Below are 15,928 nucleotides of genomic sequence, written 5' to 3'. Positions count from 1 at the left end.
TCCTATTCGTTCGTGAGGGCGGCGTACTCGTCCGCGCTGAGCAGGGTCGGCAGCGCCGAGAAGCGCACCTTGATCAGCCACGCGCCGAGCGCGTCGGCGTTGACGAGCGAGGGGTCGTCGACGACGGCCTGGTTCGACTCGACGACCTCGCCGTCGACCGGGGCGAACAGCTCCCCCACCGACTTGGTCGACTCGATCTCGCCGACGACGGCGCCCGCCGCGACGCTCGCGCCGGCCGCGGGCAGGTCCACGTAGACGACGTCGCCGAGCTTGTCGGCGGCGTAGGGCGTGATGCCCACGGTCGCGATGTCGCCGTCGACCGAGATCCATTCGTGCTCGGCGGTGTACTGCAGTTCGCTCATGATCGTGACTCTCTCCGGTAGAAGGGCAGGGCAACCACGGTGGCCGGAATGCGGCTGCCGCGGACGTCGAGTTCGAGTTCGGTGCCGACCGCCGAGACGGCCGGGTCGACGTAGGCCATCGCGATCGGGTGTCCGAGCGTCGGCGACAGCGCCCCGCTCGTCACCTCGCCGACCGGCGCGTCGGCGTGCAGCACGGGATAGCCCGCACGCGCGGCGCGCTTGCCCTCGGCGGCGAGGCCCACCAGGACGCGGGCGCCCTCGGGCGCACCGGCCTCGAGCGCGGCGCGGCCGAAGAAGTCGGCGGTCTTGGTCTTGGGCAGTCCGACGCGCGCCAGGCCCGCCTGCGCGGGCCGGATCTCGGTGCCGAGCTCGTGGCCGTAGAGCGGCATGCCCGCCTCGAGCCGCAGCGTGTCGCGCGCGGCGAGACCGCACGGCACCAGGCCGTGCTCGCCGCCGGCCGCGCTCAGCGCATCCCAGAGCGTCGCCGCCCGGGCCGCCTCGACGTACAGCTCGAAGCCGTCCTCGCCGGTGTAGCCGGTGCGCGCCACCAGCAGCGCGGAGCCCTGGAACGACATGCCCATGCAGGCGTAGTAGGGCAGCTCGTCGAGCGTGTGCCCCATCGCCCACTCGTCGCGGTGCTCAAGCCCCGCGGTCGCCTCGAGGATGGCGCGCGAGCTCGGGCCCTGCACGGCGATGAGGGCGAGCGCCTCGGTGAGGTCGGTCACGACCGCCTCGAAGCCCTGGATGCGCTCGGCGAGCGCCGCCGCCACGACGTCATGGTTGCCCGCATTCGCGACCACGAGGTACTCGCCGGGGGCGTTCTGGTAGACGATCAGGTCGTCGAGAATCCCGCCGTCCTCGGCGAGGATCATCGTGTACTTGGCGCGCGAGAGCGGGATCGCGCTGGCGTCGACGCACAGCGCGGCGTCGAGGAACGCGGCCGCCTGCGGTCCTGCGACCATGAACTCGGCCATGTGCGAGATGTCGAAGATGCCCGCGGCGCTGCGCACCGCGTGGTGCTCGGCCAGGTCGGAGCTGTAGCGCACGGGCATCTGCCACCCGGCGAAGTCGGTGAAGCTGGCGCCGAGAGCGCGATGCGTCGCATCGAGGGGCGAGAGTCGATCGGTCACGGAGTTCTCCTGAGCACGGCGGGCTGCGGGTGGAACTCCCCCTCTGTACCGGTGCCTGAGAGTTTCACGACGCCCGGCCAGGGGCGGCGCTTTCACCGTGGGCGGCTGCGTCTGCGCGGAACCGGTCTCGATACGCCGACGATGTCGGCTACTCGACCAGCTTCACGCTGCGAAGCTCTTTCCAGAGCGGCCTGTCGATGCGGTACTCGTACCTGAGAGATTGGCGGGGAGGCTTGCTCCTTCGGTGCTTCCGTGCGGAAGCTCTCCCGCATCGCGTGCGGCCCGATCTTCGATTGTGGGCTCAGCCTAGCAAGGTCGCTCGCCGAACCGAGTCGACGTCGCCTACGCGCCCATCATCGAGATCGGGATGAGCGCCAGCGGCACGAGCAGCATCATGAAGCTGAACGCGAGCGTCGCGAAGATCGCCAGCAGATATGCGGCGCTGAGCGCGTAGCCGACCACGAGGCCCGCGATCGCCATCTCGCGACCCTGCTGCCCGCTCGTCTTCAGTTCGCGCAGCGCCAGGTGGCCGAAGATGACGCCGATGATCGGGATCACGAACGACGTGGCGAGCGCCACGATCGCGAACACGTTGTAGGTGGGCAGCGCGGACGGCGCCGGTGCGCCCGCGGCGACCGGCTCGACCGGTGCCACGACCGGCGAGGCCTCGACCGCGCTCGCGTCGGCGACGGGCGCCCCGGCTTCGGCGAAGCTCAGACCGCGCGCCTGCAGCGCGTCTTCGAGGATCGCCACCGTGCCGGGCGCGATGCCGCGCACCTCCGCGACCTCGTCGCGGGTCTTGGCGGCGAGGAGCTCCAGGCTGGTGAGCCCCTCGGCCTCGAGAGCGCGCCGCGCGGGCGCCGACAGCGGGAGGTCTTCGAAATCGGTCATGTCACCATCCTGACACCGCAAACTGAAGGTTGGGTCAGTTCAACTCGCGGTCAGACGCTGCACCCGCTGGCGGTGACTGCGCACGTTGTCGCCCTGCACGGTCTTCCGCGTGGTGCCCCGCACTTCGTCGACCTTGGTGTCGCTCCCCGTGACGGGCTGCGAAGTGACCGCAGTCTCCTTCTCGTACTGGTGCGACCGGTGCGTGTTGCGGTAGTAGCGGTAGAGCGCCGCGTACAGCGCCGCGGCCGACGCCGGACCTGCGGCGAGCAGCCAGTTCGCGCCGCCCTCCGAGGATTCGGTCGCCTCGCGAAGGTGGGGCACGGAGGCCAGGATGCCCGCCGCCAGCTCGAACGTCCCGAACATCGTCTCCATCATGAGCTCACCACCAGGAACGCGATCACCAGGGATTCGACGAAGGTGCCCGCGGTGAGCGCGGCGAGCAGGAGCCGTCCGTGCGAGACCGGCACGCTGCCCATGGTCTCGCCGGTGCGGCCGTTGACGGCGATGTAGTGCACCATGCTCTTGCCTCTCTCGACGTGGTGGAAGGAGTACAGCCAGACCGGCAGGTACATCGACACCCATTTGGTGCCGTGCACGTCGACCCGCTCCTGCTCCCACCGGACGCCTCGGTCGTAGGTGGCCACCGAGCCCGAGACCTCGGAGCGCCCGATCGACAGCAGCTGGTTCTCGAGCGCCGGCTGGAGGTGCTCCACGTCCTGGTCGCGCTTCTCCGAGGTGGCTCCGTTGAGGTAGCTCGCGTTCCACCGCACCGCGTTCTTGGTGTCGAACGGCAGGATCGTGTTGATGACGTTGTTGGTGTTCCGCTTCGTGTCGATGTTCGCGCGCTCGCCCGACGACTCCAGGGTGAGGTCATCCACCGTGAAGTCGACGCGACGCTGCACCCGGTAGATGTCCGCGTCGTAGTACGTCTTCTGCTTGTCGCCCGAGCCGCGCGTGTACTGCCGGGTCTTGATCTCGCCCACGCCCCAGACCTCGGCGCTCACGTTGCCGTCGACCACCATGTACGGCATGTACACGGGAACGACGTTCTCGGGCGTGAACTCGCTCTTGAAACGCGCATGCGCGAACATCCGGCGCTTCTTCGCGAAGGCGCTGATCCGTGCGACCGCATCCTCGTGCGACACGCTGAACGGCAGTACCGCGTCGGGCACCGCCCCGTTCGGGATCTGCTCGTTGATGGACAGCACATGGCGACACCAGTGACAGCGCGAGGTCAGCTGCTCGCTGGTGTTGACGACGACCTCGGCCCCGCAGCCCGCGCACTTCAAGGTGACGACGGCGCTGACCGAGTTGTCGATGTCTGCCGCCCCGGACCCGACGATCGTGCCGCGCAGGCTGGTGAGATCCTCGTCGCCCGACGCCTCCTCGAGCAGGCTCTCGGCCCACTCGTGCCGGCAGAACAGGCAGATCAGCTTCCCCGCCGACGGACGCAGTTGGATGTCGGTGGCCCCGCATCGCGGGCACCGGTTGACGCCGTCCGTCAGGTCGGTGTTCTGGGTGCTGAACTCCTCAGGGTCGGTGGGGTGCTGCGAATCCGGCAGTTCGGCTGGCAGTGAACTCGACATCTCGAATACCCCGCGCGCCTACAGGCCGAGCGCCTTGGCCTTCGCGGCGTCGTAGTCCTCCTGCGTGATGAGCCCCGCGTCGAGCATCTCCTTGAACTTCGCGAGCTGGGCCATCGGGTCGTTCGCGGCGGGAGCCGCGGGAGCCGCCGCTGCCGCGGGGGCCGCAGGCGTGCTCTGCGCGCCCACACCGGGGACGGGCTGCTGGAGTCCGCCGAGGCCGGTGGCCCCGGCCGCCATCCCCATGCCGAAGATGCCGGCGGCGCCGCCCGTCTCCCCCGCCGACTCGAAGCCTGCCGCCACCGAGGCCTGCAGGTTCGAGTTGCCGCGGGCGCCCGAGAGCGCGTCGGCACGCTGCACGTTGCGCAGCAGCTCACGCGTGTTCTCGTCGTACTCGATCGCGATGATCGCCGTCGAGGCGATCTCCAGGCCGCGCGCCGAGGACCACTGGTAGTTCTCTTCCACGGCCGCCGAGAGGCTGTGGGCGAAGCCGATCGAGTCCTGCTGGATCTTGGTGATCCGGTTGCCCTTGGACGGGTCGTTCGTGTACATCGAGAAGGCGGGCGCGAGCGACCCCACGACCTCGTTGAACAGCTGCGACGCCGCGTCGTTCTCGATGTCGGTGAAGTCGAAGACCTGACCGGGCTCGAGGTACTTGGCGGGAACGAACGCCTTCACGAACAGGATCGGGTCGACGATCTTCATCGTGTAGGTGCCGCGCGTGATCGCGCCGACCTGGGCGTTCATGTACGCGTCATCCCAGTAGATCTCGGACTGGGTGCCGAAGCGGTTATTCGGAAGCTCCTTGAGCGCCACGAAGTAGGCGCGCTGCTGCGATCCCGGCCGCCCGCCGAACTTGAACCGCTCCCACGAGGTCGTGATCAGAGGGCTGACGATCCCGTTGCCCGCGAAGATGGACTGGGAGTCCTGAGCTTCGCTGCTCCACTCGTAGGCACCCGCCTCCGCGGCGAAACCGGTGATGGCGCCGTCCTGCATCAAGAGGAGCCCATAGCCCTCGGGGACCAGGATCTTGCTGCCGTTCGAGATGATGCTGTCGGAGGCCTTGGTGTTCGAACCGCGACCAGCGTTCTGACCCTGCGGGACTGCCGCGACGAGTGCGGCGGTCGGCGCGAGGCCGGTCGGAACGGTGTAGAAGTCCTTCCACTGATCCGCAAGTGTTCCGCCGAGTGCGCCGACAGCTGCCTGAATGAGTCCCACTGATTGCTCCTGTCTCGAGAGGTGTCTGCGTCTGAAATGAGGTCGCCATACGGGAGGGCGCACTGCCGCTCAACCGTGGAGAAGATCCATCGTTCGACCTCACTCCTGAAGCAACGCGCACGCACAAGTACTTTTCAGAGCGCACCCAGCCTAGTTGAGCGCCCCTCGCTCCTGGCAAGCCGGGCGGCCTGTCGCACCCACAACCGCGGCGAGCGCGGGGCGCGTACGATCGGCGACGTGTTTCGCCATAGCGCCAGCTCCGCAGAGGTCCGCGCGACGGTCGTCGCCCCATCGCGGAAACGGCGCGCGGGTCGACGGGTGCGACGATCCGGAACGCCCACGACGCAGCGGACCGTGAGTGCGCTCGGCGTCATCCTGAGCGCATCGCTTCTCGTCTCATGCGCCGGAGGTGCGGAGCCGGATCCGACGACCGCCCCCGTCGCGTCGGCGACGTCCAGCACGGCAGACGAGCCGTCGCAGACCGAGAGCGCGCAGCGGTTCCCCGAGGTGATCGACGCCGTCCTCACCGCAAGCGGCGACCAGTTCACGATCGCGGTGACGATCTCCTCGCCCTACGACGGCGCAGAGCGCTACGCCGACGGGTGGCGCGTTCTGACCGCCGACGGCGAGGTGCTCGCCGAGCATCAGCTCGCACACGACCACGCGAACGAGCAGCCCTTCACCCGGACCAGCAGTGCGGTCGCGATCCCGGAGGGCGTCGACCGCGTCACCGTCGAGGCTCGCGACCAGCAGAACGGGTACGGCGGCGCGACGGTGACGGTCGAGGTCCCGCGCTAGCGGGTCGGCGGCGTCGAGCGCCGGGGTGCTCCCTCAAGTTCCTTGACCATGCGGTAGTTCGTCATGACGACACCGCCCGCGACCGGATGCTGTTCGGCGACGACATGGAAGCCGACCGACTCGAAGAACGGGCGGGCCGTGATGCTGACGTTGGCGGACAGCTGGCGCGCGGAGGTCTCCCTCGCCCGGGCCTCCAGGAACCTCGCCAGCTCCCGCGCCACGCCTCGTCGCGCGAACTCCGGCGACACGAACATCATGTCGATGTAGCCGCCGGCATCCACATCGGAGAACCCGGCCAGGTGCTCGCCGACGAGCGCGACGCAGCTGTCCCGCGCCCGCATCGACCGATCCCACTCGTCGCGAGAGCGACCACGCGTGTTCGCCCACGCGGCAACCTGTTCAGGCGTGTAGTCCGCCGACGCCGTGATCGTGATCGCATCGCGGAAGATGCGCATCGTCCCCTCCGCGTCGGAGCTTTCGTAGGCGCGCACGCGCACCGGTGAGCTCGATCCGGTCACGGCACTGCTCCGGCGTCCGCCTGGATGCGCCCTACCCTCAGAAGTCGGCATCGACGAGTCCGAGTCGGCGCCACTGGGCTTCCGCTTCCGCCCTCGGAAGCCATTCGAACTCGAAGCGGCACGGCGCACCGGGCGTGACGGAGAGACCCCGCATGCCGAGGAATCGCTTCTCCGTGACCTTGCTCGGGCCATGATGCTGCAAGTACCCGGCATCGAGTTCACGCACAGTGAGCCACAAGGGCCCATAGTCTTCGAAGGACGACTCCTTGGTGCCATCGGCCCAGACGATCACGAACCACGGCCACACCCGTCCCGGCGGGAACCACATCCTGCCCACCACGCATGCGAGATGTCCCGTGAGCTCACCTGAGACCCGCAGCGTTCCCACACCGCGGTCGAAGGCGCGCAACTCCGGGTCCGGGGGCGAATAGGCCGTCAGCGGCTGCCGCGCGGCGGATGGCCGACCGGCACTGCCCGCGAGATCACCCATGGCCCGATTATGCACGGACGAGGCGACGGTTCAACGCGGAGACCTCACCGTTCATTCGCAGCTGGAGGGGGTCTTGTCAGAGGGCCCTGACCGGCGTCATCCTTTCCGAGGAGGACGCCATGCCGAGTCCCGGAATCATCACCTGCCCGCTTCGCGCCAGGGTCGATCCGCGCCTCCTGAAGTTCAGCGCCGGCGCAACGGCGATCATGCTCGCCATCGTCCTGCTGACGGTCGGCGTCGTTCGGCCCGTGGGCATCTTCCTGCTCGTAACACAGGTGGCCGTGTTCGGGTTCACGGCGTTCGTGAGTTTTCAATGGTCCGTGTGGGCACAGCTCTTCGCGCGTTTCGTGTGGCCGCGGATCGCCGCGCCGACCGCACTGGAAGATGCCCGTCCGCCGCGGTTCGCTCAGGGAGTCGGGTTCGCGCTCACCGCTGTGGCGCTCATCGCCTTCATCATCGACATTGATGTCGTCGGCTACATCCTCACGGCTCTCGCCTTCGGAATGGCGGCGATCAACGCGCTCACCGGATTCTGCCTGGGCTGCAAGGCCTACCCGCTGTTCCGGCGTCGATCCGGTTGAGGGACCTCGGACCTACTCGTGAGCTGCGGTGGAACTCGGCGACATGTCCGCCCGGCAGGACGTCGTCCCTTTCAACGGGGTGGTGCAGCCAGGCCACTGAACGACGTCGGCGCTACTCTCGGCCGTCCTCGAGCGGGATGAGCATCGTGCGGAACGGGCCCGCGGCGAGCTGAATCTCCCAGATCCGCGACGCCACGTCGTCGATGCCGTTGGGCAGCTGCGCTTCGGAATCCCTCCGGGGATGACCAGCTGACGGACCCGGATGTTCTCACCTTCGAGCGTCTCGAAGAGCATCTCGCCGTAGGCGCTCTCGGCGGGGAAAGCGACAGAGGTGCCGGCGAATCCGGCGCGCGCCTTCACCGAGGTGCCGCCGTTGATCAGGATGATGCTGCCGCCGCCCGCCTCGCGCATCGCCGGGAGCACGGCGCGCACCGCGTGGATGAGCCCGAGCGCGGAGAACTGCAGCGCCTCCCGCGCCAGCTCCGGGGTCAAGTCGAGAACCGGCTTCAGGTAGTCCCGGGACGGAAGGGGGCTGTACTGCAGCGTCGAGATCGGGCCCAGCTCGTCGGCGGCACGCGCGAGTGCCGATTCGAGCGTCGCGGGCTCCCGCACGTCGGCGGCATAGCCGCGGGCCGTCACGCCTTCCGCTTCGAGCTCCACGGCCAGTGCGTCGAGCTTCGCCTGATTGCGCGCGATCAGGGCGACGGCGAAGCCTTCCCGTCCGAACTTGCGAGCGACCGCAGCTCCGAGTCCGGGTCCGGCTCCGATGATGGCGATGACGGGCATGCAAGTTCCTTCGGTTGAAGTCGACAGCGGATGGGGTCGCTCGCGAGCGCCCCGCACTATCGTCGCATTGACAGGCGGGGCGCTCGTCGTCGAGAATGCACTTCACCTGGTCGACGTCGGGGTGGACGATCCCCGCAACGGCAAGGCGGTGGCGTCAGCTCGTCAGACGAGAACCTTCTTGACCACGCTCGACTTGAGCTGCATCTGCCCGAAGCCAGGCACCTTCGCGTCGATGTCGTGGTCGCCGACGCCGTCCGAGATCAAGCGGATGCCGCGGACCTTCGTGCCGACCTTCACCACGCCCCCGCCCGCACCCTTGACCTTGAGGTCCTTGATGATCGTGACGGTGTCGCCGTCCTCGAGGACGTTGCCGACCGCATCCGTGATCGCGGGAGCCTCGGCCAGGTCGTCTTCATCGCCCGACTCGGCGCCGAGCATCCACTCGTGAGCGCACATCGGGCAGACCAGCAGCGCCCCGGACTCGTACGTGTAGCTCTCGGCACACGCCGGGCAGGCCGGCAGAGCCTCAGACATTGAAGCGGAACTCGACCACGTCGCCGTCCTGCATGGCGTAGTCCTTGCCCTCGATGCGGGCCTTGCCCTTGGCGCGAGCCTCGGCGATCGACCCCGTCGCGACCAGGTCGTCGAACGAGACGATCTCGGCCTTGATGAAGCCCTTCTCGAAGTCGGTGTGGATGACGCCCGCGGCCTGCGGTGCCTTCCAGCCCTTGCCGATGGTCCAGGCGCGCGCCTCCTTCGGGCCCGCCGTGAGGTAGGTCTGAAGTCCCAGGGTGTCGAAGCCGATGCGCGCCAGCTGGTCGAGACCCGACTCCTCCTGGCCGGTCGAGGCGAGCAGCTCGGCCGCATCCTCCGGGTCGAGGTCGATCAGCTCGGACTCGATCTTGGCGTCGAGGAACACCGCCTGCGCGGGCGCGACGACCGCGGCGAGCTCCGCCTTCTTGGCGTCGTCGGTCAGCACGGCCTCGTCGACGTTGAAGACGTAGATGATCGGCTTGGCCGTCATCAGGCCGAGCTCCTTGATCAGGTCGAGGTCCACGCCGGTCGCGCGCGACAGCGGCGTGCCCGCGTCGAGGGCCTTCTGGGCGGCGACCGCCGCCTCCAGCACCGCCGGGTCGGCTTTCTTGCCCTTGACCTCCTTCTCGAGACGCGCGACCGCCTTCTCGAGAGTCTGTAGGTCGGCGAGCGCGAGCTCGGTGGTGATCACCTCGAGGTCGGAGGCCGGGTCAACCTTTCCGGCGACGTGCACGACGTCGTCGTCCGCGAATCCGCGCACCACCTGGGCGATCGCGTCGGCCTCGCGGATGTTGGCGAGGAACTGGTTGCCGAGCCCCTCCCCCTCACTGGCGCCCTTCACGATGCCGGCGATGTCGACGAACGACACCGCCGCGGGCAGGATGCGCTCGCTGCCGAAGATCTCGGCGAGCTTCGCGAGCCGCGGGTCGGGCAGGTTCACCACGCCGACGTTCGGCTCGATCGTGGCGAACGGGTAGTTCGCCGCGAGCACGGAGTTCTTGGTGAGCGCGTTGAAGAGCGTTGACTTGCCGACGTTGGGCAGTCCGACGATGCCGATAGTGAGAGCCACGAGGGTCGAGCCTACCGGCGGGCGGAGCTACCGCAGACTCGCGCGGCGACGCAAGGCCAGGAAAGCGGCACCGAGCAGCACGCTGGCCACGGCGAATGCCGCCAGTGCGGCCGCCGAGCCATCAGGCCCGGTCTCGGCCAGCTCCGGGGCGGCGGGCTCGATCACGGCCGGGGCATCGACGAACGGGGCGACGAAGAACGACTCCGTGTAGACGAACTCGCTGGCGCCGGTCCTGATGTTGCCCGAGAACTCCGCCGCGGTGGCGAAGTCGGCGAGGTCGACGCTCCACAGCTGCGCCGCGTACTCGTCGAGGTAGTCCTCGTCGTTGTTGAACCACGCGACGCCATTCGAATCGATCGTGAACCCGTAGACGCCCTCGATCGCGATGCCGGCAGGCTGGCCGAGCGGCGACAGCGTGCCATCGCTGACATCGATCTCGTAGAAGTAGCCGTCCTGGTCGGCCGCGTAGAACTTGCCGTCGGCGGGGTTGAAGGCGAAGCCGTACGGGTCCTCGCCGAAGGAGACGGAGCCGTTGATGAGCGTGAGCTCGGCGGTCGCGAGATCGAGCGAGAACAGCTCGTACCCGTCGTAGTCGACTGCGTACGCGGAGCCGTCGGCGCCGATCGCGATCGCCGCGATGTAGTCGTTGACAACACCCGCGTCGGTGAATTCGCCGATGACGGTCGCCACGCCGCTCGCGCGATCGATCGTCGCCAACATCGGATACTCGTCATCCTCGGACCAGTACACGAAGTACGCCGTCTCCGTCACCGGATTCCACGTCGCCCCCGCGGCGCAGTTCGAGTCGGAGGTCGCATTGCCGCCGCCATCGCCGGAACCGCGGTTCACGGCGCTCGCATCGGCCGTGTCCACGATGAGCAGCTGATTGTTCGTCGTGGGCACCGTCGCATCGGTGTAGTACGGGCACGCGATGGCATACAGCGCGTCACCACTCGGAAGGGCGGGCGGCGCGGCGTGCGCGGCAGCCGGCACTGCGAAAGCCAGAAAAGCGGTTCCCGCGGCGACCGCCACGGCTCGGGGGATCCAGCTCGTCATCGAAAGCAGTCCGCTCGTCGTGGGGAAGAATCCTCACAGCGTATACCCAGCTGTCCACCCTCTCGACACCGCGGCGGCGACGCGGCCCTCAATCCAGCGTCACACCGCGGTCGTACGCGAGGTCGAGCAGGTCGAGCGCCACGAAGGCCGCGATGCGCTCGTCCCGCCCGACGTGGTAGTTCGGCCCCTGACGCCGTGCCGCGACGTCGTCGGCCAGCCGCGACGTCAGCGACGACGCCAGCTCCGACCACGCGGCGTCCCGCGCCTCCTCGACGATCTGCTCCAGGAACTCGCGATCGACGGCATCCGATTTGAGCGCCGCGGCGAGCCCGGCGAGCACCGGGCCGCGCCGGATGGCGTGCTGTCCCGCCCGCTCGTACTCGGCCGCCGCGCGCTGCTGCTGCGCGAGCTGCTCGAGGGTCTCGCGCGTGAACGCCCGCAGCAGCACGGGGTCGAAGTCCCGCCGCTCCCCCGCCGCCAGGACGATGATCCGGTTCTTCACGGCCATCCGCACGGCCGCGTGCGCGACCATCCGCGCCTCGTCCACGAGGGTCGCCAGCGGCGGGCGCGGCGAAGGCGCGGGAGCCCGGTAGCGCCCGATGATCCTGCGCGGCGCGCGCTTGCGGAAGAAGGCCATCGGGTCCATTGTCGCCTCTTCTCGGCGCGCACACCCGTCGAAGTCGGAAGTGCGTGACAGAGTCGGGACGTGCCGCTGGACTTCACCGCAATCGACTTCGAGACCGCGAACGGGTCACGCGCCAGTGCGTGTTCCGTCGGCCTCGTCAAGGTGCGTGACGGTCGCGTCGTGGACAAGACCGGCTGGCTGATCCGGCCGCCCGCGGGCCACGACGAGTTCGCACCGTGGAACATCACGATCCACGGCATCACCGCCGACATGGTCGTCGGCGCCGCCGGCTGGGCCGATCAGCTGGATGACCTGCTCGCCTTCACCGACGGGGACGACCTGGTCGCCCACAACGCGGGGTTCGACATCGGCGTGATCCGCGGCGGCTGCGAGGCGACCGGGCTGGCGCTGCCCGAACTTCGCTACCTGTGCAGCCTGCAGGTCGCGAGGCGCACCTACCACCTCGACTCGTACCGACTGCCGAGCGTCGCCCTGGCCGCGGGCTTCGACGACTTCTCGCACCACGAGGCGCTCGCCGACGCGGAGGCGTGCGCGGCGATCATGGTCCACGCGGCCGCGCGACACGGCGCCGCCAGCCTCGACCAGCTCGCGGAGCTCTCGGGTGCTCGCCTGGGTGTGATGGCTCCGGCTGCCGCCGCCGCGACGGCACCCTAGGCCCGGCTCCGCGACGACACCGGCGCGCCAGCCGCCGTCGACGACGCGCGCGCTCAGCCGGGCGGCTCCAGCAGCAGGGCGACTCGCTCCTCGAGGTAGGGCGCCAGCGGCGTCGGCGTCGCGCCCGGCGCCCACACCACGCCGACCCCGTCCGGGATCGCGGCGAGCGGGGGGTCGAGGGCGTCCGCCGTCAGATCGAGCGGGCGCGCGTCGACGATGACCGTCTCGCCCGGAGCGATCCCCGCGCGGGCGGCGAGGCGCTGAAGCTCGTTCCGCTCCAGTGCCAGGTTCGAGCGGAAGTTCGGATGCGTCGGACGCGTCACCACGAGCACCTGGCCGGCGGCGAACAACGCGCCCGTCTCGTCGAGGCAGAGGGCGCCCAGTCGCCAGACGACACCGCGCGGCACCATCCGCCACGAGCCGCGCCGAAGCCCCCGACCGCGCACGATTTCGACCCGAAGTTCGGTTCTCGCGTTCGCGGCTGCGAGTCGCGCGACCGCGGCCCGCACCGCATTCACGTCAGTTCTGCGGGAAGCCCAGGTTGATGCCGCCGTGGCTCGGGTCGAGCCAGCGGCTGGTGATCGCCTTCTGCCGCGTGAAGAAGTGGATCGCATCCGGCCCGTACGCCTTGGTGTCGCCGAACAGCGAGTCCTTCCAGCCGCCGAACGAGAAGTAGCCCACCGGCACCGGAATCGGCACGTTGATGCCGACCATGCCGACCGTCACTTCGCGCTGGAAGCGGCGCGCCGCGCCGCCATCGTTGGTGAAGATCGCCGTGCCGTTGCCGTATCGGCTGGCGTTGATGAGCGCGAGACCCTCCTCGTAGGAGGCGACGCGCACCACGCTGAGCACCGGGCCGAAGATCTCGTCGGTGTAGACCTTCGAGCTCGTCGGCACCTTGTCGACCAGCGTCGGGCCGAGCCAGAAGCCGTCTGCCTCGCCGTCGACCTCGATGCCGCGCCCGTCGACCACGATCTCGGCTCCATCGGCCGCTGCCACATCGAGGTAGCCGGCGACCTTGTCGCGGTGCTCCTTCGTGATGAGCGGGCCCATGTCGCAGCCGCGCGTGCCGTCGCCGACCTTCAGCGTCGACATGCGCTCGGTGACCTTCGCGATCAGGTCATCGGCGACCGGCTCGACCGCGACGACGACCGAGATCGCCATGCAGCGCTCGCCCGCCGAGCCGAAGCCCGCGTTGACCGCCGAGTCGGCGACCAGATCCAGGTCGGCGTCGGGCAGCACGAGCATGTGGTTCTTCGCGCCGCCGAGTGCCTGAACGCGCTTGCCGTTGGCCGAGGCCGTCTCGTAGATGTACTTCGCGATGGGGGTCGAGCCGACGAAGCTGATCGCCGCGATGTCGGGGTGGGTGAGGAGAGCATCCACGCTCTCCTTGTCGCCGTGCATGACGTTGAAGACGCCGTCCGGCAGGCCCGCCTCCTTCATCGCCTCGGCCATCCAGATCGCCGCGGACGGGTCCTTCTCACTCGGCTTCAGCACGACCGTGTTGCCGAGCGCGATCGCGATCGGGAAGAACCACATCGGCACCATCGCCGGGAAGTTGAACGGGCTGATGATGCCGACGACGCCGACCGGCTCGTGCACCGAGTACACGTCGACCCCGGTGGAGACGTTCTGGCTGAACTCGCCCTTCGCCAGGTGCGGGATGCCGCAGGCGAACTCGATGACCTCGAGGCCGCGCGCGATCTCGCCGAGCGCGTCGGAGGTGACCTTGCCGTGCTCGCTCGTCAGGATCGCCGCGAGGTCGCCCTTGCGCGCGTTGACGATCTCGCGGAAGGCGAAGAGCACCTGCTGGCGCTTCGCCCAGCTCGCTTCGGCCCAGGCCGGGAGGGCCGCTTTGGCGGCCTGGACGGCGACGTTGACGTCGGCCGTCGAGGCGAGCCGCACGTCCTTCTGGACGACGCCGCGCGCCGGGTTGTAGACGGGGGCGGTGCGCGTGGATTCTCCGGTGAATGCGGCGCCCGCGACCCAGTGATCGAGGATGTTCGTGGTCATGACGTGAGCCTACGCCCGGAACATTTCCCGAACATTTATCTCCCAGGTTTCGTCCGGACTCGTGGCACTCGCGGGCCCCGTTGCCCCGCAAAATCGGAGACGCGGGGCTGACGTCCACGACTCGTGGACATCGGGACGGAATCTCCGACTTTGCGATGTCGGGGCGGGTGTCGGCACCGGGTGCGACCATGGGCGCATGGATCCGATCATCGCCCTGCTTGTCGGCCTGCTGCTCGGTGTCGCGGTCGGCGTGCTCATCGGGGTGCTGATCGGCCGCGCCCGGGCCACCGCGGCGCGCGAGGCGCGCGGCGTCGTGGAGGCGCGGCACCAGGCCGCCCTCGCCGACCTGCGCACGCAGGAGGCGTCGCTTCGCGCCGAGCTCAGCTCCGAGCTGGCCCGCGTGCAGGCGACCGCGGCGGGGCTGCGCGAGCAGGTCGCCGCGCAGCAGGATCAGTACCGCGAATTCGTCACCCGCACCGAGATCGAACGCCGCGAGCGCGAGGAGCACGCGAAGGCCGAGAGCAAGGTGCTGCAGGCGCTCACCCCGGTGCAGGAGACGCTGCGCACGATGCAGGCCAAGGTGACGGAGCTCGAGACGCAGCGCTCGCAGCAACACGGCGAGCTGAGCCAGCAGCTGAAGACCGCCGCCGAATCGGAGGAGCGGCTGCGCGCCACGGCCGAGCAGCTGGCGAGCGCGCTGCGCAACAACGCCACCCGCGGGGTCTGGGGCGAGACGCAGCTGCGCACGCTGGTCGAATCCGCCGGGCTGCTGAACCGCGTCGACTTCACGACCCAGGCGAGCATCACCTCGGAGTCCGGCGCCCGACGACCCGACATGGTGCTGAACCTGCCGGGCGGCAAGTCGATCGCCGTCGACTCGAAGGTGCCCTACAACGCCTACATCGAGTCGGCCGCGATCCCCGCCACCGGCGGCCCTGAGCAGGAGGCGCGGCGCCGCGACCTGCTCGCCCAGCACGCGAAGCAGGTCAAGAGCCACGTCGACGCCCTCTCGGCCAAGACGTACTGGTCGGGGCTGGAGTCGAGCCCCGAGTTCACGATCGCCTTCATCCCCAACGAGTCGCTGCTCTCGACCGCGCTCGACGCCGACCCGACCCTGCTCGAGTACGCCTTCGGCAAGCGGATCGCCCTGGCAAGCCCGGTCAGCTTCTGGGCGGTGCTCAAGACGGTCGCCTTCACCTGGCAGCAGGACGTGCTCACCGAAGACGCCAAGCGACTGTTCGACCTGAGCCGCGAGCTGTACGGCCGGCTGGCGACCCTCGCCGAGCACGCCGAGAAGCTGCGCCGCTCGATCGACTCGACGGTGTCGAGCTACAACCAGTTCGCGTCGTCGCTCGAATCGCGCGTGCTCGTCACCGCGCGCAAGCTCGACGCCCTCGACGAGGCGAAGGTGCTCGGCGAACCCAAGCTCATCGAGGACCGTCCGAAGGGCCTCACCGCCGTCGAACTCGTCGACGGCCTGCTGGAGACCGACGACGAGGACGACGACTAGCCGTCGTTTCCCGCGAGGTTGCGAACGCGGGCATGTGCGTGCGTGCGACATCCACTCGAGCGGTGCGAAAGGTGCGATGTTGCGCGCTC

19 protein-coding genes and 2 riboswitches are annotated in these 15,928 nt (G+C 69.1%); of the genes, 4 read left to right on the top strand and 15 right to left on the bottom strand.

Going from position 1 to position 15,928, the window contains the following annotated elements; all coding sequences use genetic code 11:
- Positions 1-2: 2 nt before the first annotated feature.
- From gcvH to AC0L6Y_RS02415, 6 genes are all read right to left on the bottom strand, one after another.
- Positions 3-362 (bottom strand): glycine cleavage system protein GcvH, encoded by a 360-nt coding sequence (gcvH, locus tag AC0L6Y_RS02440; RefSeq protein WP_473554707.1) that lies wholly within the window; start codon positions 360-362, stop codon positions 3-5.
- On the bottom strand, positions 359-1,492 hold the full coding sequence (gcvT, locus tag AC0L6Y_RS02435) for a glycine cleavage system aminomethyltransferase GcvT (protein WP_473554701.1): 1,134 nt from the start codon (positions 1,490-1,492) through the stop codon (positions 359-361). Before gcvT ends, gcvH begins: the two co-directional genes overlap by 4 nt.
- A gap of 36 nt (positions 1,493-1,528) precedes the next feature.
- Positions 1,529-1,682, bottom strand: a riboswitch (glycine riboswitch).
- Positions 1,683-1,771: riboswitch (glycine riboswitch) on the bottom strand.
- Positions 1,772-1,834: 63 nt separating this feature from the next.
- On the bottom strand, positions 1,835-2,383 hold the full coding sequence (locus AC0L6Y_RS02430; RefSeq protein WP_473554698.1) for a DUF4190 domain-containing protein: 549 nt from the start codon (positions 2,381-2,383) through the stop codon (positions 1,835-1,837).
- Between the two features lie 39 nt (positions 2,384-2,422).
- The gene (locus AC0L6Y_RS02425) at positions 2,423-2,746 is read right to left on the bottom strand and encodes a hypothetical protein (protein ID WP_473554693.1); all 324 of its coding nucleotides are present in this window, start codon (positions 2,744-2,746) and stop codon (positions 2,423-2,425) included.
- A gap of 8 nt (positions 2,747-2,754) precedes the next feature.
- Positions 2,755-3,969 carry a TFIIB-type zinc ribbon-containing protein gene (locus tag AC0L6Y_RS02420; RefSeq protein ID WP_473554687.1) on the bottom strand — a complete coding sequence of 405 codons (1,215 nt, stop codon included), beginning with the start codon at positions 3,967-3,969 and terminating at the stop codon, positions 2,755-2,757.
- Positions 3,970-3,987: 18 nt separating this feature from the next.
- Entirely contained in the window at positions 3,988-5,184 is a 1,197-nt protein-coding gene (locus tag AC0L6Y_RS02415) for an SHOCT domain-containing protein (protein WP_473554681.1), read from the bottom strand.
- Positions 5,185-5,538: 354 nt separating this feature from the next.
- On the opposite strand from AC0L6Y_RS02415, the gene AC0L6Y_RS02410 reads away from it, so the two are divergent.
- Entirely contained in the window at positions 5,539-5,982 is a 444-nt protein-coding gene (locus AC0L6Y_RS02410; RefSeq protein ID WP_473554675.1) for a hypothetical protein, read from the top strand.
- Here AC0L6Y_RS02410 and AC0L6Y_RS02405 read toward each other — a convergent pair.
- Complete coding sequence (locus AC0L6Y_RS02405; protein ID WP_473554669.1) at positions 5,979-6,500, bottom strand: GNAT family N-acetyltransferase; 522 nt, start codon at positions 6,498-6,500, stop codon at positions 5,979-5,981. The genes AC0L6Y_RS02410 and AC0L6Y_RS02405 overlap by 4 nt on opposite strands.
- A 37-nt stretch (positions 6,501-6,537) precedes the next feature.
- Positions 6,538-6,990, bottom strand: a complete 453-nt coding sequence (locus tag AC0L6Y_RS02400) for a hypothetical protein (protein WP_473554666.1) — start codon at positions 6,988-6,990, stop codon at positions 6,538-6,540.
- Positions 6,991-7,109: 119 nt separating this feature from the next.
- Here AC0L6Y_RS02400 and AC0L6Y_RS02395 point away from each other — a divergent pair, with 119 nt between their 5' ends.
- A complete protein-coding gene (locus AC0L6Y_RS02395; RefSeq protein WP_473554661.1) occupies positions 7,110-7,571 on the top strand; it encodes a DUF4395 domain-containing protein in 462 nt (153 codons plus the stop codon).
- A 12-nt stretch (positions 7,572-7,583) separates the two neighbouring features.
- Here the strand turns inward: AC0L6Y_RS02395 and AC0L6Y_RS02390 are convergent, their stop codons facing one another.
- From AC0L6Y_RS02390 to AC0L6Y_RS02370, 5 genes are all read right to left on the bottom strand, one after another.
- Positions 7,584-8,357: an SDR family NAD(P)-dependent oxidoreductase gene (locus AC0L6Y_RS02390; RefSeq protein ID WP_473554656.1), complete on the bottom strand. Its 774-nt coding sequence runs from the start codon at positions 8,355-8,357 to the stop codon at positions 7,584-7,586.
- A gap of 162 nt (positions 8,358-8,519) precedes the next feature.
- On the bottom strand, positions 8,520-8,891 hold the full coding sequence (locus tag AC0L6Y_RS02385; protein WP_473554652.1) for a zinc ribbon domain-containing protein YjdM: 372 nt from the start codon (positions 8,889-8,891) through the stop codon (positions 8,520-8,522).
- On the bottom strand, positions 8,884-9,960 hold the full coding sequence (gene ychF, locus AC0L6Y_RS02380; protein ID WP_473554648.1) for a redox-regulated ATPase YchF: 1,077 nt from the start codon (positions 9,958-9,960) through the stop codon (positions 8,884-8,886). Before ychF ends, AC0L6Y_RS02385 begins: the two co-directional genes overlap by 8 nt.
- A 27-nt stretch (positions 9,961-9,987) precedes the next feature.
- Positions 9,988-10,863, bottom strand: coding sequence for an NHL repeat-containing protein (locus AC0L6Y_RS02375; protein ID WP_473554643.1), 876 nt, complete (start codon positions 10,861-10,863; stop codon positions 9,988-9,990).
- Between the two features lie 241 nt (positions 10,864-11,104).
- Positions 11,105-11,653, bottom strand: a complete 549-nt coding sequence (locus tag AC0L6Y_RS02370; protein ID WP_473554639.1) for a hypothetical protein — start codon at positions 11,651-11,653, stop codon at positions 11,105-11,107.
- A 69-nt stretch (positions 11,654-11,722) separates the two neighbouring features.
- On the opposite strand from AC0L6Y_RS02370, the gene AC0L6Y_RS02365 reads away from it, so the two are divergent.
- Positions 11,723-12,316 (top strand): 3'-5' exonuclease, encoded by a 594-nt coding sequence (locus AC0L6Y_RS02365; RefSeq protein ID WP_473554631.1) that lies wholly within the window; start codon positions 11,723-11,725, stop codon positions 12,314-12,316.
- A 53-nt stretch (positions 12,317-12,369) separates the two neighbouring features.
- Here AC0L6Y_RS02365 and AC0L6Y_RS02360 read toward each other — a convergent pair whose 3' ends face one another.
- Positions 12,370-12,762 carry a glutaminase gene (locus AC0L6Y_RS02360; RefSeq protein ID WP_473554626.1) on the bottom strand — a complete coding sequence of 131 codons (393 nt, stop codon included), beginning with the start codon at positions 12,760-12,762 and terminating at the stop codon, positions 12,370-12,372.
- 73 nt (positions 12,763-12,835) lie between these two features.
- A complete protein-coding gene (locus AC0L6Y_RS02355; protein ID WP_473554622.1) occupies positions 12,836-14,329 on the bottom strand; it encodes a CoA-acylating methylmalonate-semialdehyde dehydrogenase in 1,494 nt (497 codons plus the stop codon).
- A 196-nt stretch (positions 14,330-14,525) separates the two neighbouring features.
- On the opposite strand from AC0L6Y_RS02355, the gene AC0L6Y_RS02350 reads away from it, so the two are divergent.
- Positions 14,526-15,839, top strand: a complete 1,314-nt coding sequence (locus AC0L6Y_RS02350) for a DNA recombination protein RmuC (RefSeq protein ID WP_473554619.1) — start codon at positions 14,526-14,528, stop codon at positions 15,837-15,839.
- Positions 15,840-15,928: the final 89 nt, after the last annotated feature.

The sequence above is a fragment of the Pseudolysinimonas sp. 10J20-29 genome, assembly GCF_055809595.1.
The sequence above is the reverse complement of the archived record's forward strand: the minus strand, read 5'-3'. Positions and strand labels throughout refer to the sequence as shown.

Bases quoted from the DNA above. Each gene is read 5' to 3' on its own strand.
- AC0L6Y_RS02425 (WP_473554693.1), bottom strand. From the start codon at position 2,746: ATGTTCGGGACGTTCGAGCTGGCGGCGGGCATCCTGGCCTCCGTGCCC.
- AC0L6Y_RS02390 (WP_473554656.1), bottom strand. From the start codon at position 8,357: ATGCCCGTCATCGCCATCATCGGAGCCGGACCCGGACTCGGAGCTGCG.
- AC0L6Y_RS02420 (WP_473554687.1), bottom strand. From the start codon at position 3,969: ATGTCGAGTTCACTGCCAGCCGAACTGCCGGATTCGCAGCACCCCACC.
- AC0L6Y_RS02350 (WP_473554619.1), top strand. From the start codon at position 14,526: ATGGATCCGATCATCGCCCTGCTTGTCGGCCTGCTGCTCGGTGTCGCG.
- gcvH (WP_473554707.1), bottom strand. From the start codon at position 362: ATGAGCGAACTGCAGTACACCGCCGAGCACGAATGGATCTCGGTCGAC.
- AC0L6Y_RS02385 (WP_473554652.1), bottom strand. From the start codon at position 8,891: ATGTCTGAGGCTCTGCCGGCCTGCCCGGCGTGTGCCGAGAGCTACACG.
- AC0L6Y_RS02430 (WP_473554698.1), bottom strand. From the start codon at position 2,383: ATGACCGATTTCGAAGACCTCCCGCTGTCGGCGCCCGCGCGGCGCGCT.
- AC0L6Y_RS02355 (WP_473554622.1), bottom strand. From the start codon at position 14,329: ATGACCACGAACATCCTCGATCACTGGGTCGCGGGCGCCGCATTCACC.
- AC0L6Y_RS02400 (WP_473554666.1), bottom strand. From the start codon at position 6,990: ATGGGTGATCTCGCGGGCAGTGCCGGTCGGCCATCCGCCGCGCGGCAG.
- AC0L6Y_RS02395 (WP_473554661.1), top strand. From the start codon at position 7,110: ATGCCGAGTCCCGGAATCATCACCTGCCCGCTTCGCGCCAGGGTCGAT.
- AC0L6Y_RS02370 (WP_473554639.1), bottom strand. From the start codon at position 11,653: ATGGCCTTCTTCCGCAAGCGCGCGCCGCGCAGGATCATCGGGCGCTAC.